The sequence below is a fragment of the Pseudoneobacillus rhizolycopersici genome, from assembly GCF_054786815.1.
In genome coordinates this window covers 1-24,168 of the sequence record NZ_JBTOOE010000035.1, presented here as the reverse complement: position 1 = coordinate 24,168, position 24,168 = coordinate 1, and the positions used below count along the sequence as shown (strand labels likewise).

Sequence of the window (24,168 nt, the reverse complement as noted above, 5' to 3'; positions counted from 1 at the left end):
TTAATGTGTTAATTCCTTGGGGTGAATTCCTTGTTGGTTTAGGTCTAATCCTTGGATGCTTAACAACTGCTGCTGCTTTCTTCGCGGTTGTGATGAACTTCAGCTTCATGTTAAGTGGAACTGTGAGCCACAACACAACTGACATCATTATGGGTATGCTGATCATGGTTGCTGGTTACAACGCTGGTGTCTATGGACTTGACCGTTATGTGGTTCCATTTTTCAGAAAAAGATTCCGTAAAGAAGTGAAGGGTAACAAAATAGCTGCTTAGTGTAGCGCTGTGAAAAGGGTTGATTCGATTGAATCAGCCCTTTTTTTGTCCATGGGACAAAAGCGATAATCTTTTGTTTGTATGATCCGTGGGGACAGACCCTGAACTGCTAACTAACACCACGTTCGGACTCGATTTCGTTTTTGGGGGCTTTGCTGTCCGAACTGACACCTTGTCCGGACTCGATTTCTCTTTTTCTGCTCTTTGCTTTCCGAACTGACACCCTGTTCGGACTCAATTTCGCTTTTTTGTTTTTTCTGTCCGAAGGAAGGGGAATCTATACCCACTTTCCCTTAAAAACACATATTTTCATTGAGGTAAAAGCTAAAAACATACGAAAAACCCAAAAAAAGGAAAAGAAAGGATTGAATTCCCATTGGCCGAAGGCCGCGACTTCTTGGGCAATCATAAATTTTGCGCTAGTTAGGCCTGGTACATACTCACAAAAATAGCACAGCTAGGTTTACAACCTAGCTGTGCTTCTTTATGCGCAAAACTTCCGATTGACCCCTAAAAGAACCTTCCCCGTCCTTCAGACAGTTGAAACTTTTCCCTTTTTATGTCGTAATTAATATCATATCTTAACTTAATCTAATATAAGTTGGTATATGTTCTAAATTATAAATAACGTACATGGGTGGTGACATTCTGAAATGGAAAAGATCATCGTTTGTATAAGCAATCCCAATCATGCCGAAAAACTTATTCAGAGAGGAAAAATTTTGGCAACTGCATTTAATGGAGAATGCATTGTCTTGAATGTTGTGAAGGTTCCATTTGATGAGCTAGATTTTAATCAATTACAAACAAAGCTTATGTTCGAAAGCTTAGCAGAGAAGTATGATGTTAAATTGATAACAGAACCTTCTAAGTATAAAAAAGTTTCAAACCACATTGCAGAATTTACTGAAAAGAATCATGCTACACAAATCGTCTTAGGTCATACTGTTCAAACAAAGTTGGAATCGGTTCTAAAGGAATCGTTTATTAATAGCCTTTTTGAAAAACTTGAAGGTGTGGATATTCACTTGGTAGAGGTAACGCGTGTAGTAAATGATGAGGTAAACTATCATCGTGGCATTTCTGCTGTATTAATTCAAAATAATGGATTGTATAAATTATCTTTTGACGATAATGAAAATCAAGGAGTAAAAAGAGGATTCTTCTATCAGGTTAGCGCAACAGACTTTTCAAACGGTTTTTTTGTAATCAAGAATGAAAATGAGCATCAAGTCGTTAAGGTTGAACACGGTAAAGTAAAATATGAAGATATCAACCGATAGAAGCTTTTCCATAATTAACAAACTTCTTCAAAATAGAGGGCTCAGTATTTAAGTAACTGAGCCTTTTTCTAAGGTCTAGTATTATGAATTGCATAGCATTTTAACCGATTTGGCGAGAATGATATATTACCGCAGAGGATACATTATCCTAAATAAGGAGGAATGCCAAAATATGCATGAATTAGATTTACATCATATCTTTGAACTTGGTCTCATCTTGGTCATGATTGCAGCTGGGATTACAGCTATTGCTAAAAAGTTTAAACAACCTTATCCCATTGCACTTGTTATCGTGGGGACTCTCATTGGCTTAATGAATATACCAGTGTTGGAACCATTAAAGCTTTTCATTACCGAGGGGGAAATTTTCAATTTTGTTATCATCACTCTTTTTTTACCAGCCCTATTAGGAGAGGCAGCCTTAAAGCTCCCTTTCTCACACTTAAAAGACAATAAAAAACCGATTCTTGCCCTGGCCTTCGGGGGCACCCTCTTATCCTTTATTATCATTGGATTTGCAGCCATCTGGCTCTTAAACTTCTCTATTCCCGCAGCCTTTGTCTTTGCAGCATTAATGAGCGCAACAGATCCGGTAAGTGTACTTTCTATTTTTAAAAGTGTAGGCGTGAATAAAAGGCTTGCAACGGTCATTGAGGGAGAAAGTTTGTTTAATGATGGCTTAGCTGTTGTTTTATTTAAGATATCGGCTTTTTATTTACTGACTTATATGGAACTTGGGATTGTCGGAGCAGGCTATGGAATATGGGAGTTTATTAAAGTCATTTCACTTGGACTCATCATTGGAGGATCCCTTGGATATGGGTTTTCCATTTTAACAAAATACTTTGATGATTACCCATTGGAAATTATTTTTAGCACCATTTTATTCTATGGTTCTTTTTTGCTAGCAGAAAGCTTCCATGCTTCTGGAGTGATTGCCGTTGTTGTTGCCGCCTTAATTTTTGGGAATTTTGGTGCAAAAATTGGAATGAGTCCAACTACGAAGTTAAATATTAACAACTTTTGGGATGTTGCAGCATTACTTGCTAATTCTCTCGTATTTCTGATGGTCGGACTAGAAATTACTAGAATTGATTTAGCCGATAAATGGGGGCTGATTGTAATTGCCATCGTTATTGTGCTTGTTTCCAGAAGCGTTGCTGTTTACTTTAGTTTGGCCTTCATTAATAATTTTCCTAATCCATGGAAACATATTATTAATTGGGGAGGATTGAAAGGGTCATTGTCAATTGCCTTAGTTCTTAGCCTTCCAAGAGACTTTAATGGTCGTGAAGAACTATTATTACTAGCTTTTAGTGTAGTCCTCTTCTCATTAGTGGTTCAGGGTCTATCTGTTAAGCCATTATTAGCCATGTTAAAAGTGAACCTGAAGGAAGATGGCCTTAAAGAGTATGAAGAACTCATTGCAAAAGGTCACCGTTTTGATACCGCGATTGAAGAGATCCAAAAGGTGAAAAAGAATTTATTTATTACAGATCATGTATCTCGAGGAATCATCCATCAATATGAAAGTAAAATAGCTAAACTTCAAATAGAAATCGATGAGTTGTATAAAAAATACCCAGACCTTAGACAAAAGCAAGAACTCATTCTGGAAAAGCATTCTTTATACGCCCAACACGAAGCGATTGATTTTCTTTTACAAGAAGACATTATCTCCAATGAAGTAGCCGAACAAGAGTATAATCAGATTATTGATAGGCTCGTAAAGTTAGATGATGCTTATTAGAGTAACTTTCCCGATTTTTTTTATTCAACGAGCGTTAGCAAAAATTTACTAGGAACTATTTTTATTACTATAATCATCGCTTATAGGTCATTTTCATTCACACCAATAGGACCTATCCTGCAGTCCCCACAGCACTTTGGTATTCTTTTCCAATATTTGAAAATACTAAAGTTGTCTTTGGTTTTTTGGTCAAAAGGTCCGCCGACAATCCTACGGCATGTATGTTGTAATGATCAGGTGTTCGCGCACCTGATCTTTTTCTTTATATCCTAATTATAGATAAAATATTCTCTCAACTCAAGAACGAAAGAGAAATGCGGTAATTTTGGATTCTGACTTTTTTTGGTACAAAGGGATTGGTAGTCTACGATTATATGAGGGGCAAAAAACCTTCGGTTACCACTTTTCTACGGTTTAACAAGATGGTATACTATCTATTCAAAAAGAAGGTGATGATTATTCAACAAGAATTGGTTTTATTTAGTATTGTAATTGTCATTTCACTAGGTATGCTTTCCCAGTGGTTAGCCTGGCGAATTCAGTGGCCATCTATTGTAATCATGACGATTTCTGGACTATTAATCGGTCCAATCCTAGGTCTAGTCAATCCGCAGGAGGGATTAGGGGCACTTTATAGTCCAATTATCTCTCTTGCTGTTGCGCTGATTTTATTTGAAGGTAGTACAAGCCTTGATATTCGTGAGTTGAAAGGTATTTCCAAGTCCGTATTTCGGATTGTAACCCTAGGCGCCCTTTTAGCTTGGATTGGGGGTTCTTTAGCCGCCCATTTTATTGCTGGACTTAGTCTTGAGATCTCGTTTATCATTGGTGGATTATTTGTGGTCACTGGTCCTACTGTCATAATCCCACTCCTTAGGCAAGCCAAATTATCCCCCCGAGTCTCATCGGTACTGAAATGGGAAGGTATTATTGTTGATCCGATTGGTCCTTTGCTGGCTTTATTCGCTTATGAAATTATTAAAATCACCGCAGATAAGCCTTTTCAATTAAGTGACTTCATTCCATTTTTTATCGATTCAATCTTAGCCATTTCTGTCGGTTTTGCGATTGGTATACTTGTTAGCTTTTTAGTTAGTAAAGGAATGTTTCCTGAATATCTGAAATCCCCTATTGTCTTTTGCTTTGTCTTAATTTGTTTCTCATTTGGCGAAGTTATCATGCATGAAACCGGAATGCTTGCGGTGACCGTCATGGGGCTAACATTAGCTCGGTCCAAAAAGTATGTTCATTCCATAGGAAGTATTGGCCATTTTATGGAAAACATCTCAGTTATGCTTACTTCTACCGTTTTTATTTTGCTAACTGCTTCCCTTACAAGGGAAACGATAATGGATATTTTCAATTGGCAGATTATTTTATTTGTTATTGCCATGCTTTTCCTCGTTCGTCCATTGTCAATTTGGTTAGCTACGATTGGAACAGAACTCACCATACAGGAAAAGACACTAGTTGGCTGGATTGCCCCAAGAGGAATTGTGGCATTAACGGTTTCAGGGTATTTTGCTGAGTTATTACTAGAAGATGGCTATCAACATGCCTCTATTTTAACACTCCTTACGTTAGCTTTGGTTTTCATTACAGTCTGTGCCCATGGTTTTTCTATCGGTCCAATTTCCCGAAAGCTAGGTTTGGCTAATAACGACTCCATAGGTGTTTTGATAGTAGGTGCCAGCAGCTTTTCGATTACTTTCGCCCAATATTTACAAAAATTAGGTGCTGCAGTCTTAATTACCGACACGTCCGATGATCAATTGTACCGAGCAAGAAAGTTGGGAATAGCCACATATCATGGAGAAATTCTCTCAGAACATAGTGATTTTGATATAGACATGACACCTTATGATATGATTCTAGCGATGAAGGGGGATGCGGCCTATAATGCACTTGTTTGCCAAACCTACATCCCTGAATTCGGTTATAACAACACATTCTCTCTACCTACTGAAGCGAGACAACCGGAAAACAAAGAGATCCCCCTTGCTATTAAAGCGCATTTATTATTTGGAGAAGGGGCAACATTTACGGAGTTAAATAAAAATGTCAACATTGGCTATACACTAAAAATTATTGAAATAAATAGTAAACAAACCGCGTTAAAAGAAGAACTGAAATTAAACGGGATCCCCTTATGTATTAAACGAAAAAATGGCAATCTTGAATTTATCACGTTTAAAGATAAATTCAGCCTCGACGTAGGAGACCGCCTTATGGTACTGGAACTGGAGAAGGAACCATCCCGTTCCTTATCAATCAATATTTTTTAATAAACCAAGGCTCCCATTCAAACAACCGAGTAGCACCTCCTGAAACATTCAACGCATCTAAATACATTCACTAGCTTTTCGCACACCAATTGTAACGATTCAATGGATGTCAGCTGCCACTTTATTCGGCAGCTCTTTTTGTGTTTAAGGAAAATTTTTTGAGGGAAAAGGGCTATTTTCGCCTTTACCAAGATGTTCCTTCAGAATGCGATGAGGGTTTACGATCTATCAGGTGGCACTTCTGTGAATTTATGTTCGAATAATTAGGCATGATATGTAAATAATGTAAATAAATACGATGTCCTTACTTTGGTTTAGGGGTTGAATTTTTTGAACAAAACGAGGGCAAAAGAAGTTGTCTTTATCTTTATTCTTTCGACTGGATTATTGAATCATGTCATTATTATCCCAGCCTTATTAGAAGCTGCAGGGAGAGATGCCTGGTTGAGTGTTGTTTGTGTTATTTTCCCTTACATGCTTTACTTATTTCTCCTTTTTTATATATCCAAAAATTTAAAACATAAAAACCTATTTACATGGTTAAAAGATGAGTGTGGCAATTTTACCGTATTATTATTTTATGTTCCCTTAATCCTAATATTGTTTTCCAATACTTATATTACCCTTGTGGATACTTCCATTTGGGCCAAAACGTATTTTTTACCTGAAACACCGTTCTTAATTATTCTTTTACTTTTTATTCTCTCTTGTTTTTGGTTATCCACTCGAACATTTAAGCAATTAACCCTATTGGCAACCCTTGTACTACCCATTGTTGTCTTTTTAGGATTTTTTATTGCGACTGTAAATTTTAAACATAAGAATTGGGAATATTTATTCCCATTATTTCTAAATGGTTATAAGCCCATGCTAAAAGGAACCCTTTATTCCTTTTCTGGCCTAATAGAGGTGTTCTTCGTCTTATTTGTGCAAAATCACTTAGATAGTACCTATAAGTTAAGACACTTCGTTATTCTCGGTGTGATATTGATTGGATTAACTTTTGGACCATTATCTGCCTCTATTATGGAGTTTGGACCAGTTGTTTCCTCTAATTTGGGTTATCCAGCATATGAGGAATGGAAGTTACTACAGCTCGGAGATTTTATTTCCAGAATGGATTTCTTGGCCATGTTTCAGTGGATCAGTGGAGCATTGTTTAGAATAAGCCTTCTCATGTATATGATTTCACATTTTATTAACAAAAAGAATAGAGTAAAGTTCCTATCTATTCTTTATTCATTCTTACTCGTCGTGGCATTAATCCCTATCAGTGCCTACCAGCTACGTTGGATTCTCTACAATTATTTTTTGCCAATAAGCTTGGTTATCATTTTTTCGCTTTCGATTATTCTGTTTTTTTTAGTGCTCATCAAGAAAAGAAAGGATTATTCACAAAATGCAGAATAAATGGATCCATAATCAGATGGACAATCATAAAATAATCCAACATCTACAAAAGTCATTTATACATTGTGAAGATATTATATTTAAAAGATTTCTAATCCATGAATTCCCAATTACCCTAGTGTATGCAGAACATTTAATTGATTCATCCTTTATTGATAAATACATCTTGCCTAAGTTAGACAATCTCCCACTTTATACAGAAAACTTCTCCGAATGTCTAATGAGTGAAGTACAACTAGAAGACCTATCACGTTCCAGGGAAGATGAAATTCAATTAAAAATCTTAAATGGATATATTTTAATACACATTCGTGACATGATATTCGCAGCCTCCGCAAATAGTATCCCAACACGGAAACCGGATGAACCAGCTACTGAACCTTCCTTTCGTGGACCAAGGGATGGGTTTATTGAAGATTTGGGTAGTAATATTGCGCTGGTTCGGAAACGATTAAAATCGAATGAGCTTAAAGTCGAGAAATTCACTATAGGAAAAAGAAGTAATACATTCATAGCACTATTATATGTGAACGATATGATTAATAAGGAGTTACTGTCTACCATACAAGGAAAACTAGAAAAAATCGAATTAGATGTAGTCAGTAGTATTCAACAAATTGAAGCAATCATATCGGATCAACCTTATTCCCTAATCCCAACCTTCGATACTACTGGAAGGCCAGATTTTGCCGTTGATTGCTTAAATCAGGGGAAATTTTTATTATTAATGGACGGGCAACCGACAGCTTCTATTGCACCAGTTCAAATTGCAAACTTATTTAAATCACCGGAAGATGCAAATTTGAATTTTGTATTTGTTTCTTTTGAAAGATTATTAAGGCTTTTTTCTTTATTTATTTCTGTTCTATTGCCTGGAACATGGGTTGCTCTTACCACTCATAATATCGAGCAACTCCCTTATCTACTCGTAGCAACAGTTAGTCTAAATCGATATGGAATCCCTTTATCATCACCCTTTGAGTTGTTATTAATGCTTTTATTATTTGAATTATTCAATGAGGCTGGATTACGATTACCACGGGGAGCAGGACAAACGGTTTCTGTATTAGGGGGGCTGATCATTGGGGATGCTGCCATTAGAGCTGGAATCACCTCACCTCCGATGCTCATTGTTGGAGCATTAACTTTTATTAGTGGATTTACATTGGTTAATCAAACCCTTTCATCTAGTGTCACCTTCTTTCGCTTTTTCATCTTTTTCCTTGGCTCAGTATTCGGAATTTTTGGAGTTGTATTAGGGTTCTTGCTTATCCTCTCCTATTTTGTTTCTTTAACATCAATTGGTGTTCCATTTATGTCAATGACTTACCCATTTCGCTTTTCAAATATACTACGGTCATTTTTAAAATTACCATGGAAATTATATAGAACAAGAGGCAGCTTTGCTTCACCGGAAGACAGAACTCGTCAGGAGGATTAAGTTATGATAGTAAGACAAATCGTTATCATTTTCATTTCTGCTTTTTTCCTGACAGGATGCTATGGACAGAAGAATATCCAAGATTTGACTTATATTAATGCTTTCGGCATCGATTATGACGATACAAAGGAAGAAATTATTATCAAAGCCCTAGCCTTGGATTTTTCAAATGTAGCCAAACAAGAAGGCGCTAAATCGATTCCTCCCCCACCAGAATGGATAGGAGAAGGAAAAGGAAAAACAGTGGAAGAAGCCATTTCTAAGTTATATGAAGATAGCCAGCCAGATTTGTTTCTTCAGCATGTTAAAAGTATTATCATTACAGAAAATGCGATTATCCATAAATTTAAAGAAATTAGTGAAAGTTTAGGAAGAAGCAATTTCTTTCGTTTTTCTGTTTATATGTTTGCTACCAGCTCTTCATTAGATGAGATTTTTAAAACAAAAGCCCTGTTTTTCTATCCACAAATATTCGCGGTGTACATAAAACCATGGAAAGAGGAAGGCGAGTCCTATGTCCTATCAGCCAAAAGTTTTCGGGAATTTTTATCTGAATACTTTGAACCAGTAGGAGCAACTTATCTCCCCTCTTTAGAGGTTTCTAGCAAGTCTTGGAAGCAAGATGGAAAAAAGTATCCACTCGTCCAATTAAATGGTGCGTATTTTTTTGAAAATCAAAAATATCGTGGACACCAACCAATCAATGAGATCATAGGAATAAGGTGGTTGGATGAAGAGAAAAAGAAAAACACCTATATCCTTGAAGAAAACACTCAGAAAAGAACGGTTGTTAGAGTGACTACCTCCAATTGTAACGTGAATATCAAAGACCCAAAACAACCGTTATTTGAATTACGCGTTAAAGGATCGGCGGAAATATTAGAAAACGTAAATAATCTTTCCGAAAGAGAAATTAAAAAGAACATTGAGAAGTTAATTCAGAAGGAAATCGAAAATACTTATATGAAAGGTCTTGAAATAAACACAGATCTATTTAGACTTGGGACTCACTGGTTTCGATTTTATAGGAAAGATTATTTGAATTTTTCTAAAAAAAATCCCGAGGGGAACTATTTGAATAAGGACTCCCTAAAAAATATAAAGGTTACTATTCATATTCGAACTTCAGATAATTATAAAAGTAAAACACACTCAAATGTATATGATACAAAATCTGTATATGAAAAATAGTCCATTGGTTAATGCTTATTTTCCGCATATCTGCTCTTTTATTCATTAAAGAATAAAAGAGTTGACTGCTAAAAATAGTCCATAGTTTTTAGTTTTTATATCTTGCCAACCGTTTTCATCCTACACCTTAATTTTGTATAAAATGTGGAACTGGGCAAAAAATATAATAAGACTTAAAAATAAAGAAGGGAAATTAAAACTATGGACTTAAACTTAATTTGGCAAACACCTCTCATTTTTGTGATAGGAACTTTTATATTAAGGATCAGTGGAAGAAGATCGATTTCTCAAATGACTATTCCCCAAACTGTTATCATGATAGCCATCGGTACACTTCTTATTCAGCCGGTCACCGGGAAAGGACTTTGGACGACGTTTGGTGTAGCTATATTATTGGTACTGAGTCTAATACTTACGGAATACATTCAATTAAAATTTGATGGAGCTGAGTCTGCTATATCTGGTAAATCTATACTGGTAATTGAAAATGGTACCTTAAATGAAAAGAATTTAAGAAAACTCCGACTTACCGTAGATAAATTAGAGGAACGACTACGCCAATCAGGAATTACTACAATTAGTGACGTTGAATTTGCTACACTTGAAACTAGTGGACAATTAGGATATACATTAAAAAAAGAAAAACAACCTGCGACAAAAGAAGATATTCAAAACCTCGTTCAATTGATTGAAAATGGTCTTGGTCGTATCATGATCTCGAACAATCAAACATCAAAACAAGACAATATCTTCACTGAAGTCTTAAATAAAAACTCTTCTAATATACCTAAACATTTACAATAATAAATTTAAGCATACCGCTAAAAGGTCATATATCTCCATTATGACTTTTTCTTGTTTATTAATATTCTTCATTTGAAAACATTGCTTGTAGATTTTCATGAAGTTTGTCTTCCAAGAAAGATGGGACATGCTTTTTTGCTATACATTTCTTGTTGGACAACGCCAGCTCATTTAAGTAGTTTATATGCCTCTGAAACTTTTCGTGCAAAAGAAAGTGGCTCTTCGATAGAAATATAATGTGCATAAAGTAGATGAGGATTATCAAGTAGCCAGTGATTGTGTAATGCTGATAAAATGATTCCATTTCTTTGTAAGTGCCAAGTAAATGGATATACTTCTTCTTGAAGTAGGGGGGTTTCACCTAAGTTTAAAGCTTTTCCATGAGAGTCTAATGTTTCGAAGGACCAATTTGCAACTTTAGAATGAGAGGGTCTTCCAAAAATATTTAAGTTAATGTATGAGCGTTCTCTACTGACCATACATACACCGTTTTTTATATTCATTTCTCCACCAAGTATATGAGAAAATTGATGACAAAGCTTACTATAATCAGGCATAACTCAACCTCCAAGTTGTTTTATTAAGTCTATGCAATTGTTAGCCTAGAAAATAACTACAACTTAATAATGAAGTGCGCTTATTGGATTGATATGTTCAAAGTCTTAATGAGATATTGTGGCAGTACCACTTATCGAACTCAGAAATTGGATGTTTTCTTTAAGGTCTAGGATTGGGGCGGGTATCTGACCTTCGGTTCAAGTATAATATAGGACACACTTTCTCCCAACTGACATCATCATGGGTATGCTGATTATGGTAGCTGGTTACAATGCAGGTATATATGGACTTGATCGTTATGTTGTTCCATTTTTCGAGAAAAGATTCCGTAAAGAAGTGAAGGGTAACAAAATAACTGCTTAGTGTCACGCTGCGAATAGGGTTTATTCAATTGAATCAGCCCTTTTCTTGTTCAAACTGCTACTTGATTCGGACTCGATTTCACTTTCTTCGCCTCTTTATGTCCGAACTGACACCTAGTTCGGACTCAATTTCTTTTTTTTGGTCTTCTGTTGTCCAAACTGACACCTAGTTCGGACTCAGTTTCTCTTTTTTGGCACTCTGCTGTCCGAACGGACACTTGGTTCGGACTCGGATTCTCTTTTTTAGCCTTGCGCTGTCCGAATAACCCCTCGATTCGGACTCGACTTCGCTTTTTTTGCCTTCTGCTGTCCGAATAACCACCCTATTCGGACTCGACTTCGCTTTTTTAGCCTTGTGCTGTCCGAATAACCAACCTATTCGGACTCGACTTTGCTATTTTAGCCTTGTGCTGTCCGAATAACCACACTATTCGGACCCGACTTTGCTTTTTTAGCCTTGTGTTGTCCGAATAACCACCCTATTCGGACTCGACTTTGCTTTTTTAGCCTTGTGCTGTCCGAATCAACACCCTATTCGGACTCGACTTCGCTTTTTTAGCCTTGTGCTGTCCGAATAACCAACCTATTCGGACTCGACTTCGCTTTTTTAGCCTTGTGCTGTCCGAATTAAACCCCTATTCGGACTCAATTTCCTGTTTTGGGACTTGTGCTGTCCGAATCACCAACTTATTCTGACTCGACTTCGCTTTTTTAGCCCTCTGCTGTCCGAATCAACACCCTGTGGTCACAAAAAGACCATTTCCACTAGGTCTCAGGTCCTAGTGAAAAATTCGTCTGGTGGCGTATGCGTTACCAATGTCTTCCTTTTAAAATTAACTTAAGAAGTTAATCGAAAAAGATGAAGGGCGGAAATAAAGTTGAGTAAATGGATTAAGTTTTCTTTGAGGAATGCCGGGGTTATTTTTGTCGCCATGCTGATGGTATTAGCAGGCGGATTCTATTCCGTTAAGACGATGAAAATGGAATCAATGCCAAACGTAGATATTCCTTATGTGATTGTCCAGGTGCCATATGTTGGGGCAACACCGGAGCAAGCATTAAATGATCTTGGTAAACCTATAGAAGCAGCACTTTCTAGTGTGCAAAAAGTGAAGAACCTATATATTGAGTCCCATAGCAACTATGTTTTGTCGATATTAGAGTTTGATATGGATCGGAAAATGGATGAGGCGGAGAAGGATGTGACAACAGCTATCTCGACAGTTGACATGCCGGATGGAGCAGGAAAGCCTGTCATTATTAAGGATGGACCTGCCGCCGCTCCTGTATTTAGCTTTGCTTTATCATCCGAAAAGGCTAATCGTACGGAATTAACGCAATTTATGAACGAACGGATCAAACCAAGTTTAGCGACAGTTGATGGAATTGGCAAAATCAATGTCTATGGTGAGGCCGAAAAGCAGTTATTAGTCGAGTTAGATCCTGAGAAAATGAAGGAAAAAGGAATAAGCTATGATTTAGTGAAGCAAGCGATTACCTCTCATCATTTCTCTTTCCCTGCTGGTCAGGTTGATTTAAATGGGAAAACCTTAAACGTTCAAGCGGATAATAAAATTCAGTCGATAGAAGATTTAAAAGAAGTTCCACTTGCTGTTGCTAGTCCAACTGGCATCCAAACCTATCAATTATCTGAAATCGCAAGCGTTCAATTTAGCACAAAAAAGGAAACGATTTATACACGAATCAATGAGAAACAAGGAATGTTAGTTGACATTACCGCTCAACCTGGCTCCAATGCGGTCGAGGTCGTAGCGCAAATTAAAGAAAAGCTGGATGCCATCTCACTTCCAACTGACTATGAGCTTACGTCTTTATATGATACATCCAAGGATGTTAAAAAGTCCGTTGATACGATGCTTCGCGAGGTATTGCTTGGAACGCTATTTGCGGTGATCGTGACCTTTGTTTTTTTACGAAATGTGAAGGCAACGATTGTGGCCGTATTATCGATTCCGCTTTCCATCCTAGCAGCGATGATTACGATGAAATTTTTAGATTATAGCTTAAATATGATGACTCTTGCCGGGATTGCGGTAGCGGTCGGTCGCGTGATCGACGATTCCATCGTGGTCATTGAAAATATTTACCGTCGCACCCTAATAAGTAAAAATCGAAATGAACGAATGGTGTTAACAGCCGCAAAAGAAGTGGGTGGGGCCGTTATGTCCTCCACGCTTACAACAATGGCCGTGTTTGGTCCATTATCTTTTGTACCAGGAATCATCGGTAAATTCTTTGCGCCGTTTGGGATTACAGTTCTCGTTGCCTTAGCCTTCTCTTTAATCGTTTCGTTAACCGTTGTGCCATTGTTAGCGAAGTTATTTTTATTAAAAATGAAACATCTAGAACCTAAGGAAAATTTTATCCAAAAAGCCTATAAGACCTCCCTGTCATGGGCACTTCGCAGACGTGCTATTACCATCGTGATGGCGATTGTCGTATTTGCAGGTTCGTTGGTTTTAGTTCCAATGATTCCGAAAAACTTTTTACCTGAAGAAAAAGCGGTATCTTATCGTTTATCAGCCGATTTACCGGTTGGAACTTCGCTTCATCAAGCGGATGTATTAGCAAAGGACTTAGAGAAGCTCCTAAAGGATCAAGAAAACGTGGAAAATGTGCAAACGATCGTGAATGGAGAAAATGTTCGCTTATCGATTCTTTTAAACGAAGAAACGACAGCAGAAGAAAGTAAGTCTTTTGAAAAAAATACTCGTGAAAAATTGAAAGCCTTCGAAGACCAAGCCGAAATTGCCTTATCTCCGATTGGAATCACGGGCGGAGGCGGCAGCTTTATGCTGATTGTCGAAGGTGGAAATGCGAAAGACTTAGAAACCGCAGGAAACATGATTGTGAAGGCAATTGATGATGTTGAAGGTTTGACCAATGTTAAAACAAATTTATCAGGGGTAAAACCACAATTAAATATTGAGGTAGATGAAAAAAAGGCAGCGGAAAATGGCCTAAATCCGATTATGGTGTCCGCTTTTATCCGAAACCTTATTTCTGGTGAGAACATCACCAACATCCAGGTGGATGAGCAAACGACAAGCTTAACATTGTCTGTGAAAACAGACGAATTATCGACAACGAAAGCGATTCTAGATCAAACGATGACTAACCTATTAGGCAATGGAATCAAGCTATCGGATGTAGCCTCCCTGACGGAAAAGCCGGGACCTACCGGAATATTCCGTTTAAATCAGCAGGAATATGTCGAAGTAACAGGAAGATTCGTGACCGATAATGTATCCGGCGTGCAAGATGAAGTGACGAAGCGAATCGATTCCTTAGAATTACCAGACGGTGTCAAAACACGCTCGGAAGGTCAGGCAGCAGCGATGAGTGAAGGCTTTACGAACATGATGATTGCCATGGGAATTGCTGTGGTTCTCGTATTCATCGTCATGCTCGTGACATTCGGAAATATGACGGCACCTATCGCCATCCTTACCTCCTTACCATTCCTATTTACTGGAGGTTTGCTAGGTCTATTTTTAACCGATCAAGCATTAGGCATGCCAGCACTAGTCGGATTCTTGATGTTAATCGGAATTGTTGTCACAAATGCCATCGTGTTAATGGACCGAGTGATGCAAAATGAAAAGAGCGGAATGGAGTTAACGGCTGCCTTAATCGAAGCAGGAGCAACCCGTATTCGTCCAATCCTCATGACCGCAATGGCCACTATTGGAGCCTTATTACCACTAGCCTTGTCTTCAGAAGGCGGCTTAATCTCTCGCTCCTTAGCCATTGTTGTCATCACAGGATTGCTTACATCAACCCTGCTCACACTCATCATCGTTCCAACCGTCTATCATGTTTTAAAATCAGTGAAAAAACGTTTTACTAAAAAAGAAGAAATCGTACAAGAGAAATTCGAATCAGTGTCTTAATTAAAAAGGAAGTAAGGCTAGTTTGCCTTACTTCCTTTTTATGTGGGACGAAATCGCGTTTCATTCGGTTCGTGAAATAGCTTTTTCCGTGCCTGGCACTCCCCGAATGGTTCACAGGGACAGGTAAGTATTTCTATGTGTTGGCTTGTTTGGTATCTTTTTCTTTCAAGCTTCTTTTATTTCATTGTAATCCTTCCTCATATACAATAATCTAGTAGATATGAATATAGTAGTTTTTTACTAAAAGGAGAAGAAAAATGTTAACGTCTATTACTCATTGGCTAATTTTAGGATTTTTTGCTTTACTATTTATTTTGTTTGTGAGTGCTGTCGTTTTTATCCTGTTGGTTATTAAAAACGATAAAAAACAAACTCAACACTCTGTTAAACGAAATTATCCGTTTTGGGGATGGCTGCGATATATTCTTGAACATAAAAGAAATGAAATCAAACAATATTTTGTGGATGATGAAGAAAAAGGGACTCCCTATGCACCAGGCCATTTTGAAGAGATTGTGAAGAAAGGAAAATACTTAAAAAGTGTCATCGCATTTGGGGGAAAGCGTGATTATCAAGAGCCGGGTTACTATATAAAAAATGCCTTCTTTTCAAAACAAACGGATCAACTTAAAGTTGATAATAGTTTTACCATTGAAACTAAAAAATATGTAACCGATAAGGAAAGTTTTGCATTTGGACGTTTTGAACATCAAGAAGATGCAGAAACCAAACCGTGGTTACTAGAAGATCAGAATGCGATTGTCATTGGAAAAAATACATGCAAATACCCTTTTGTTACCAAAAGTCCTATTGGAATGAGTGGAATGAGTTTTCCGGCTTTGGGAGATCACGCCATCACCTCTTTGTCTGTTGGTCTTGGACTAGCACGAAGTTTCATGAACACGGGAGAAGGTGGTTTGACGAAATATCATTTAAAAGGTGATGTTGATATTATCTGTCAAATCGGGCCAGCTAAATTTGGGTTCCGCAATCCAGATGGGACGTTCTCTTTTGAAAAATTAAGAGAGAAAGCAGCAATTCCAAAAGTGAAAGCGTTTGAATTGAAATTAGGTCAAGGGGCAAAAATTCGAGGCGGTCATGTGGAAGGAGCCAAAGTAACTCCTGAAGTGGCTGAAATTCGAGGCGTAGAACCATGGAAGTCAATAGATAGTCCCAATCGTTTTGATGAATTCTACGACACTCCTTCTCTCTTATATTTCTTGGAAAAGGTCAGGGATGTAGCGGAGAAACCTGTTGGCATCAAAATTGTTGTTGGCGGTCCTGATACATTCGATGAATTTGTGCAGGAAATGAAAGCATTAAATATCTATCCCGATTTCATTAGTGTGGATGGTGGTGAAGGTGGAAGTGGAGCTACCTATAAATTTATGGCGGATAGCATGGGGCTTCCGATCAAGCCTGCTTTGATGATCGTAGACGAAACGCTTAAAAAACATGGAGTGCGGGATAAAGTGAAAATCATTGCTTCTGGAAAATTATTTTCAGCCGATCGGATCGCTATTGCTCTTAGTATGGGAGCTGATTTAGTTCAGTTAGCTAGAGGAATGATGATTGCTGTAGGTTGTATTGGAGCACGAAAATGCCATAGCAATGATTGTCCGGTTGGTGTAGCCACTACGAACCCTAAATTACAGCGCGCCTTAGTAATAGAAGAAAAACAATATCGCGCAGCTAACTATGTCATTTCACTTCGGGAAGATTTATTTTCACTAGCTGCGGCATGTGGTCTTACCAGCCCTACACATTTTTCAGAAAAGCATGTCCTGTTTAAAGGTGGAGATGACATCGTTAGAGAGTTATCTGATATAAAACGCAAGATGATTTCTGTTGAGGAAATGAGAATGGAAAAAGTCATGCATTAGTAAATTTCAATTATGTAGGTATGAAGGAGCGGGATATTTAAAACCCGCTCCTTTTTTGTTGGAAATATCTATATCCACTTTTTAAAAGGTGGAATGCTTTGTGGAAATGTGAAAACATTAAATGGGTCATATTCTGTTTTCACTTCTCGGAGCCTCTGAAAATTCGCACCATAGTAGGATGTTGGCCAATCCTTGATGAATAGATCCGGCCAATTTACATAATCACCGGTTGTATAGGGTGATAACGCTCTCCTTAACTCTTCAATCCAACGAACGTTCTGCCTTTCTTCAGCGGGATTGTTCCATGTAGTTAGGTACTCCTGGGCAATTATGGCGTCTCTGTGATAGAATGCCGTTTCATTTGGAGCCACTCGTCCCGCTGCTCCTCCAAGAGATTGATGCCATATGGCAGATTTCTCATTTGGGGCATTTGCTAAAAACTTTTTCATGATCAATATTGCTTCCATAGGAAATGGTTTATATAGAAACGATCCCGATCGATTACGGGGGGCTGGCAGGTTTCCACTCGGATCATCAAAGAATTCTACTGCTTCAATGTAGGGGACTCTCTTTACGAATACATTCTTAGGTGAACCCACGTTCCTCAAGGGTTTAAGTAGCTCATTTAGTTTTGATGGTGAACCAACAAATTCACCTTGTGCGATAATTTGATTTGCTTCCTTTGATTTGAATTCAATTTCTGACGTTAGACGATTATCCACCTCAAGTGCCCAATTTTGCCAAGTACTAAATACTGCTTCGAAATCTTTCCATTCCCATGTAATCGAGAATATGGACACATTAGAAATGGGTTGGACCTTGAAAGTAAGGGACGTGACAATTCCAAAGTTCCCCCCTCCCCCTCCACGACTAGCCCAAAATAGGTTGGCATTGTGGTTTTAATTTGCCCTTATCAATTCAGCATCTCGATGTCCACTGGCTCTAACCATTTCGATTTCTAAAAGATTGTCACTCGTAAGTCCAAAAAATCGTGTTAGCATACCAATTCCACCACCAAGTGTAAGTCCAACAAGACCGACACTGCTTTCCGTTCCTGCTGGGATGGTCGTGCCATACTCCCACAATTGATGGTAAACTTCCCCTAAATTCGCGCCGGCTTCTATTTTGGCTGTCATGTCTTTTCGATTCACAGAGATGGCATTCATTTCGCTTATATCAATGATTAAACCACCATTAACTAATGAAAAATTTTCATAACTATGCCTACCGCTTCTTACTCGAAATGGTGTACCGTTTTCCCTCGCCCATTTCAATGCATTTATGACATCTTTAACTTCCTGACAAAAGACTATGATTCTTGGAAATTTTGGGATGCTTAAGTTGTTATTTATTCTGGCTTCCTCGTATTCAGAATCATTAGGTGTTACAATTCGTCCACTAAGCTCTGTCATTCCAATATAACCCCTTTTTCGGATAGTGTTGAGAGGATGTTATATCCTATGAAAATGTTTGCGGAAAGACACATATCGATCCAAAAAAATGAGACTCGGTGTATTAGCACCGAGTCTCTATATGTATTCTATTAATAAATTGCTTTTGGAATAAATATTTCCAGATTTCCAGATGAATACGGGGCAATTTCATAATGTTGGAGCACTAATACAATCCCGCCATCTTTATAGCTTCTTCTCCTATAAGTTTTCTAGATAAGTAGTTTTGTACCTCTTTATTTACCTTGAAGATCTCGATCACTAGGTTCATTAATTCTGTTTGATTTTATTGTATTAAATGCTTTTTTAAGACAGTTACTTTTATTTTTCATACTAATTCTCCATTCCATGAAAATCTTGCCCATCTGTCACGGGTCACCGGAACTTACCAACTAATTCACTTTAAATTTTGAAAAAGGATCCCCATCCCCATTTTACTTGGTGTTCAATGATTTGCCATAATGTCTTTTCGGATTTGTGAAGGTTTCTAATATCACCCTATCCTATTAGGATAAAAATTTATTTCAAAAAAAGAAGCTGTTTCAAAAGCTTCTTTTTTCTTTTTGACACCACATCATTATTTCACACTAGCAAATTCAGCCAAGTCTTCTGTGTTGCCTATTACGACTAAAATATCCCCCTTGTGAATCTTTTGCTCGGGTGAAGGCGATACAATAATTTCTCCATTACTAACGATGGCTAGCGCACTTATATTATATTTAGCGCGTAAATCAAGTTCACGTAAATTTTTGTCCACGAAACTGGGTGAGACTTTAATTTCTTCAATATGGTATTCATCCGACAGTTCTATAAAGCTAAGCACATTTGGTGATAAAAGCTGATGGGCAACACGTTCACCCATATCCCTTTCAGGATAGATGACCCAATCCACACCAATTTTATCTAACACTTTTCCATGAATCCTGCTAAGTGCTTTCGCAATGACTTTCTTTACGCCTAAATCTTTTAAAAGCATCGCAGTTAAAATACTCGATTGCATATCATTACCAATTGCGATAATGACGCAATCAAAATTGCGAATCCCTAGTGATTTTAAGGCGTCTTCATCCGTGCTGTCTGCGGTAACTGCATGGGTTACAATGGAGTCCGCATCTTCAACTCTTTCTCCATTAATATCTATCCCCATTACATCTTGACCAGCATCGTATAATTTTTGAGCGACACTCGTACCGAAACGACCTAAACCTATAACAGCGTATTGTTCTTTTACCATTGAATTATCATTACTCCTTAAAATAGGTAGCTACTTCTTTTAAAATTTACCATCCTAAGCTGCCCCTTGCGCTTTTCTAATTACCCAATCATTATTCTTCCCTTTGGATGGCGGAAAGCATCCGGGTTTCGCCGCAAAGCAATGGCAAAAGCGATCGTTAATGGACCTAGTCTTCCGGCAAACATCGTCAAAATAATCAACATTCGACCAATTGGTGATAATTCAGGGGTAAGTCCCATTGAGAGTCCTACTGTCCCAAAGGCTGAAGTAGCTTCAAAGAATATCATTAAAAAGTCTTTGCCACTCTCTGTAATGGTTAATAACATCGTGATGACCATTACAAGAAATAGGGCACTAATTGTAACAGTAAGTGCTTTATAAATTGTTTCAGCCACAATGCTCCGACGAAACAAAACAACTTCATCTTTCCCTTTTATTTGCGACCAAACCGTTCCAAGTAGAGTGGCAAAAGTGGTTGTTTTGATTCCCCCGCCAGTAGAACCAGGTGAAGCACCAACAAACATTAGAAATATAGTCAAAAACAAGGTTGGTTGTGTTAAGTTGGCTATGTTTAATGTATTAGCACCATCCGTCCTTGAAGTAACTGATTGAAACAAGGCCGATAATATCTTCCCCAAAAATGATAATGGCTGTGCCGTTTTGGGATTGCCATATTCAAAGAGAAATACTAAAATTGCTCCTCCAAAAGTAAGGATAAAGCTTGTAGCTAAGACAATTTTTGTATGTACAGATAGCCGTCTAGTTTCTCGATAATCAATCAGATCGTTCATAACGATGAAACCGATTCCCCCCAATGTGACCAGAGCACATACAGTTAGAGTTACGGTTGGATCATCAACATAAGGAGTTAGGCTTCTAAATTCACCTATTAAATCAAAGCCAGCATTATTAAAATTGGAAATAGAATGAAAAAAACCGTAATAAATGGCTATCCCTAATGTCATATCAAAAGAAAATCGAATCGATAAAATGATTGCTCCAGTAATTTCAATTAGTATAGTAAACAAAATAATCCTTTTTGCAAGTCTGACAATCCCTTCAATGGATAAATTATTTAATGATTGTTGCAACACTAATCTTTCCTTTAATGAAATTTTTTTACCTAAAAGCATAAAGAAAAATGTCGCAAAAGTCATAAATCCCAAGCCACCAATTTGAATCAGCGATAAGATCGTAAGTTGACCAAACTTCGTAAAGGTAGTTCCTGTATCAACGACGACAAGCCCAGTTACACAGGTTGCTGAAGTAGCCGTAAATAAAGCATTAAGAAATGAGAGGCCATCTCCATCCACTGTTGCAATTGGAAGGGTCAGCAAAAATGCTCCAATTAAGATTAAAACTGCAAAGCCAAGCACAAGAACTTTCGGAGGATCTAAATATATTTTTCCTTTTTTCATTTTTCACTTTCCCACCTGGAATAAATTAATGGTAAGCTGATTTATCAATAGTATCTGGCCCACTTTATGTTCCTATTCTTTTCACGGTTATAAAAAACGCCATTCCAGTTTGAATGACGTCTAAATTCAATTGATATTAAGCTTTCATAGAAGAAGATTCCAGCCATTTCTCTAAATCTTTATCAACCACAAATACCTCAATTCTTTCGCCTGTTTTCGTGCTAATATCGCTATGGCTTGATAAAACTCTACAGCCAGTACGCTGTTCGACAATTTCTTCAATGTTTTTACTATACATTTCCCTAAGAACCTGACGCATACGTTTGACTAAAATTCGGCCTTTTTCATGGTCAACTAAGTGCTTTTCCTCGACTGTAAGTACCCCTTTAAAACGTGCAATTACCATATCATCCACAATGTAGGTTTTTGTTTCTTGAGGTCCCCTTCCGATGAGGTCTCGTTGCAGTTTAATAAAGGATTCGCTTAATTCTGCTTCCATCTTCCCCTTTTTTGATTGCATTTTTGCTTCCTCCCCAATTTAATCCAGTGTGTCAATTTGCTATTTAGTATCATTCTTGAATCATTAAAGGATGTTTATTTAAAACAGTTTGAGAGTTATCCAACACAATCCGAACAATTAAACTGTAGTCATATATGTCTGAATGATCTTTACTTTTTTCTGGAACGTTAATAATAAAAGGTAGGATTTCTTTTTTATTTGGTAAACATTCCTTTGAACAATAAACGGAGCGACTATTTAATAGCTCTTCCTTTAGTGAATCGCGGTCTTTTCGAACCAAGTCAATTTCATACCTTTTTAACACATTTTTAATGAAGCCACCTTTTATTTCTACCTGTCCGTTAATAGCACTGCCAAAAGTTAATTCATCTTCCTTAAGATGTAATATTGCTTTTGGTAATCCTAAGTTTAATTTGTTTAAATATTGACTCAGCATCGATAATCACCTTTTAGTTGTTATTGTTAATTCAAAATAAAAAAAGACCAATGTAAACTTTTCCCCATGCTGAATACAAAGTGCCTTTACTGGACGAATCTCCATATAAAAGATCGTCATTGGAGGTAACCGCACTTACTAAAAATCCAACGATGTTAAGGAAAAAGACTACATCGGTCTACTTAACGCCCAGCAAGCTCCCAGCTCTCTTTGCGTTCCGTCTCCCACGTAACATTTTTCAAAAATAGGCATAATAAAAAGACCTACGAGTTGATTCAAGTTTCCCTTTTTGCTGTATACAAATGAAACAACAAAAAAAGCCCCTTGTTCAAGGTGGTCTTATGACCTCCTTCGCTTTAGCCGACGAAGTTAGCTGACGGGTAGGATGGCGAAAGAGTTTATCTCATCCCTTCTACAGATAGTAGAATTAACCCCAATTAGTGGGTCCTCCGTACTCAAAGAACAAATGATCCACTTCGTGAAATCATTTTTTCATTACTTGAGATTTGGCCGAAATATTTATTTGCTTTTATGAGCATATTCTACTCTGACAGTCACTCATTGTAAATTAATAAATTTTGTCATTTAAAACGATTTATGACTGTTTTAGCTATATAATCGCTATAAATCTTAGATTATCTTATTATTAATCATTATTTACTTTATATTAAAAGTGAAGTGGGCATCTTGTCCCAATTTCAATGAATCAATGAACCTATCCTTCCGTCCCTCTTTTAGTATTCCAAGTTTTTATCCTGCTATGCCCTAAATCATCAACAAAGTTATAGAAGTTCGACTATTTCGAATGATATTTTCATAGTTGTGCAACTATTACGAAAATAAATGATAAGATAAGAGGGAAAATGGATTTGTTATTCTAAAATAAATTAATAGATAATAAGGAGAAATGGACATGAGCTTTCACTTAGCAGCAGAGGTTGGACAAATTGCAGAACGCGTTTTACTTCCGGGAGATCCGATGCGGGCAAAATTTGTTGCCGAACAATTTTTAGAAGATGTGTTTTGTTATAACGATGTAAGAGGTATGTACGGTTATACTGGTTTGTATAAGGGGGTACCTATTTCTGTTCAAGGTACAGGAATGGGAAATCCATCTATGAGTATTTATGTAACAGAATTGATCCAGGATTATGGGGCAAAAAAATTAATCCGAATTGGTACCTGTGGGGCCATGCAAAAAGAGCTTAATATCCGCGATATTGTTTTAGCACAAGCCGCTTCCACAGATAGTAATATGACTGAAAAGATTTTCCATGGTTGTAGCTACTCACCTATTGCGGATTTTTCAATGTTAATGAAAGCCTATCAGCTGGCAAATGGCAAAAACGCCAATGTTCATGTTGGTAATATTTATAGTTCAGACGAATTCTACCGAGAAACTTTGGATCGATTACATAAATTTATGGAATACGGTGTATTAGCCGTGGAAATGGAAAGTACCTCTCTTTATACTTTAGCTGCTAAATATGGAGTACAAGCATTATCGATATTAACGGTTGGAAGTCAGCTACTAACAAATGAACGTTCCAGCCACAAGACAAGTGAACAATCTTTTACGGAGATGGCAGAAATAGCATTAGAGACGATTATTGATTAGTAAAGTAGAAGAGTAAGAGAAAAAGGACTAGTTTCCATTACTAGTCCTTTTTCTCTTAACAATCTTGAAGGAATCAGGTACCTGGTACCTCATAAACACGAACTACTAGCTTATTCGGACTCGGTTTCGCTTTTTTGACCTTGTGCTGTCCGAATAACTAGCTTATTCGGACTCGGTTTCGCTTTTTGGAGCTTGTGCTGTCCGAATAACTAGTTTATTCGGACTCGGATTCGCTTTTTGGAGCTTGTGCTGTCCGAATAACTAGCTTATTCGGACTCGGATTGGGAGTGTAAATTATTTTGTGTAAATGATTGAGTTACAGAATCTAAGACTATAAT

General features: G+C 37.4%; 15 protein-coding genes, 3 pseudogenes and 1 riboswitch. Of the genes and pseudogenes, 11 read left to right on the top strand and 7 right to left on the bottom strand.

The genetic code is table 11. The features are described 5' to 3' along the window. From ACX9YW_RS21690 to ACX9YW_RS21655, 8 genes and pseudogenes are all read left to right on the top strand, one after another. Positions 1 to 272: pseudogene (locus tag ACX9YW_RS21690) on the top strand (Crp/Fnr family transcriptional regulator); the annotation flags it as partial. 653 nt (positions 273 to 925) lie between these two features. Further along, on the top strand, positions 926 to 1,555 hold the full coding sequence (locus ACX9YW_RS21685; protein ID WP_460350521.1) for a universal stress protein: 630 nt from the start codon (positions 926 to 928) through the stop codon (positions 1,553 to 1,555). A 172-nt stretch (positions 1,556 to 1,727) separates the two neighbouring features. Beyond that, on the top strand, positions 1,728 to 3,305 hold the full coding sequence (locus ACX9YW_RS21680; RefSeq protein ID WP_460350519.1) for a cation:proton antiporter: 1,578 nt from the start codon (positions 1,728 to 1,730) through the stop codon (positions 3,303 to 3,305). A gap of 452 nt (positions 3,306 to 3,757) precedes the next feature. Beyond that, positions 3,758 to 5,590, top strand: coding sequence for a cation:proton antiporter (locus ACX9YW_RS21675; protein WP_460350517.1), 1,833 nt, complete (start codon positions 3,758 to 3,760; stop codon positions 5,588 to 5,590). Between the two features lie 330 nt (positions 5,591 to 5,920). Continuing rightward, on the top strand, positions 5,921 to 7,000 hold the full coding sequence (locus ACX9YW_RS21670; RefSeq protein ID WP_460350515.1) for a GerAB/ArcD/ProY family transporter: 1,080 nt from the start codon (positions 5,921 to 5,923) through the stop codon (positions 6,998 to 7,000). Continuing rightward, positions 6,990 to 8,441, top strand: a complete 1,452-nt coding sequence (locus ACX9YW_RS21665; protein ID WP_460350513.1) for a spore germination protein — start codon at positions 6,990 to 6,992, stop codon at positions 8,439 to 8,441. The genes ACX9YW_RS21670 and ACX9YW_RS21665 overlap by 11 nt, the downstream gene beginning before the upstream one ends. Positions 8,442 to 8,444: 3 nt before the next feature. Next, on the top strand, positions 8,445 to 9,632 hold the full coding sequence (locus tag ACX9YW_RS21660; protein WP_460350511.1) for a Ger(x)C family spore germination protein: 1,188 nt from the start codon (positions 8,445 to 8,447) through the stop codon (positions 9,630 to 9,632). 201 nt (positions 9,633 to 9,833) lie between these two features. Continuing rightward, positions 9,834 to 10,436 carry a DUF421 domain-containing protein gene (locus ACX9YW_RS21655; protein ID WP_460350509.1) on the top strand — a complete coding sequence of 201 codons (603 nt, stop codon included), beginning with the start codon at positions 9,834 to 9,836 and terminating at the stop codon, positions 10,434 to 10,436. A 167-nt stretch (positions 10,437 to 10,603) separates the two neighbouring features. Here ACX9YW_RS21655 and ACX9YW_RS21650 read toward each other — a convergent pair whose 3' ends face one another. After that, positions 10,604 to 10,993: a DUF1259 domain-containing protein gene (locus tag ACX9YW_RS21650; protein WP_460350506.1), complete on the bottom strand. Its 390-nt coding sequence runs from the start codon at positions 10,991 to 10,993 to the stop codon at positions 10,604 to 10,606. Positions 10,994 to 12,234: 1,241 nt separating this feature from the next. On the opposite strand from ACX9YW_RS21650, the gene ACX9YW_RS21645 reads away from it, so the two are divergent. Beyond that, positions 12,235 to 15,270 carry an efflux RND transporter permease subunit gene (locus tag ACX9YW_RS21645; RefSeq protein ID WP_460350504.1) on the top strand — a complete coding sequence of 1,012 codons (3,036 nt, stop codon included), beginning with the start codon at positions 12,235 to 12,237 and terminating at the stop codon, positions 15,268 to 15,270. A 257-nt stretch (positions 15,271 to 15,527) separates the two neighbouring features. Next, positions 15,528 to 17,153: a glutamate synthase-related protein gene (locus tag ACX9YW_RS21640; RefSeq protein WP_460350502.1), complete on the top strand. Its 1,626-nt coding sequence runs from the start codon at positions 15,528 to 15,530 to the stop codon at positions 17,151 to 17,153. A gap of 68 nt (positions 17,154 to 17,221) precedes the next feature. Here ACX9YW_RS21640 and ACX9YW_RS21635 read toward each other — a convergent pair. The 6 genes and pseudogenes from ACX9YW_RS21635 to ACX9YW_RS21610 form a co-directional block, all read right to left on the bottom strand. Then, positions 17,222 to 18,571, bottom strand: a pseudogene (locus ACX9YW_RS21635) (FAD-binding oxidoreductase). A 125-nt stretch (positions 18,572 to 18,696) separates the two neighbouring features. Next, a pseudogene (locus ACX9YW_RS21630) lies at positions 18,697 to 18,783 on the bottom strand (DUF3298 domain-containing protein); the annotation flags it as partial. 398 nt (positions 18,784 to 19,181) lie between these two features. Next, positions 19,182 to 19,838: a potassium channel family protein gene (locus ACX9YW_RS21625; RefSeq protein ID WP_460350500.1), complete on the bottom strand. Its 657-nt coding sequence runs from the start codon at positions 19,836 to 19,838 to the stop codon at positions 19,182 to 19,184. A gap of 80 nt (positions 19,839 to 19,918) precedes the next feature. Further along, entirely contained in the window at positions 19,919 to 21,256 is a 1,338-nt protein-coding gene (locus ACX9YW_RS21620) for a TrkH family potassium uptake protein (protein ID WP_460350498.1), read from the bottom strand. Between the two features lie 136 nt (positions 21,257 to 21,392). After that, positions 21,393 to 21,776 carry a Na-translocating system protein MpsC family protein gene (locus ACX9YW_RS21615; RefSeq protein ID WP_460350496.1) on the bottom strand — a complete coding sequence of 128 codons (384 nt, stop codon included), beginning with the start codon at positions 21,774 to 21,776 and terminating at the stop codon, positions 21,393 to 21,395. A gap of 49 nt (positions 21,777 to 21,825) precedes the next feature. After that, the gene (locus tag ACX9YW_RS21610; protein ID WP_460350494.1) at positions 21,826 to 22,212 is read right to left on the bottom strand and encodes a hypothetical protein; all 387 of its coding nucleotides are present in this window, start codon (positions 22,210 to 22,212) and stop codon (positions 21,826 to 21,828) included. A 343-nt stretch (positions 22,213 to 22,555) separates the two neighbouring features. Then, a riboswitch (cyclic di-AMP (ydaO/yuaA leader) is annotated at positions 22,556 to 22,695 on the bottom strand. Positions 22,696 to 23,125: 430 nt separating this feature from the next. Between ACX9YW_RS21610 and deoD the strand changes: the two genes are divergently transcribed. Then, entirely contained in the window at positions 23,126 to 23,830 is a 705-nt protein-coding gene (gene deoD, locus ACX9YW_RS21605; RefSeq protein WP_460350491.1) for a purine-nucleoside phosphorylase, read from the top strand. The last annotated feature ends 338 nt before the right edge of the window (positions 23,831 to 24,168 follow it).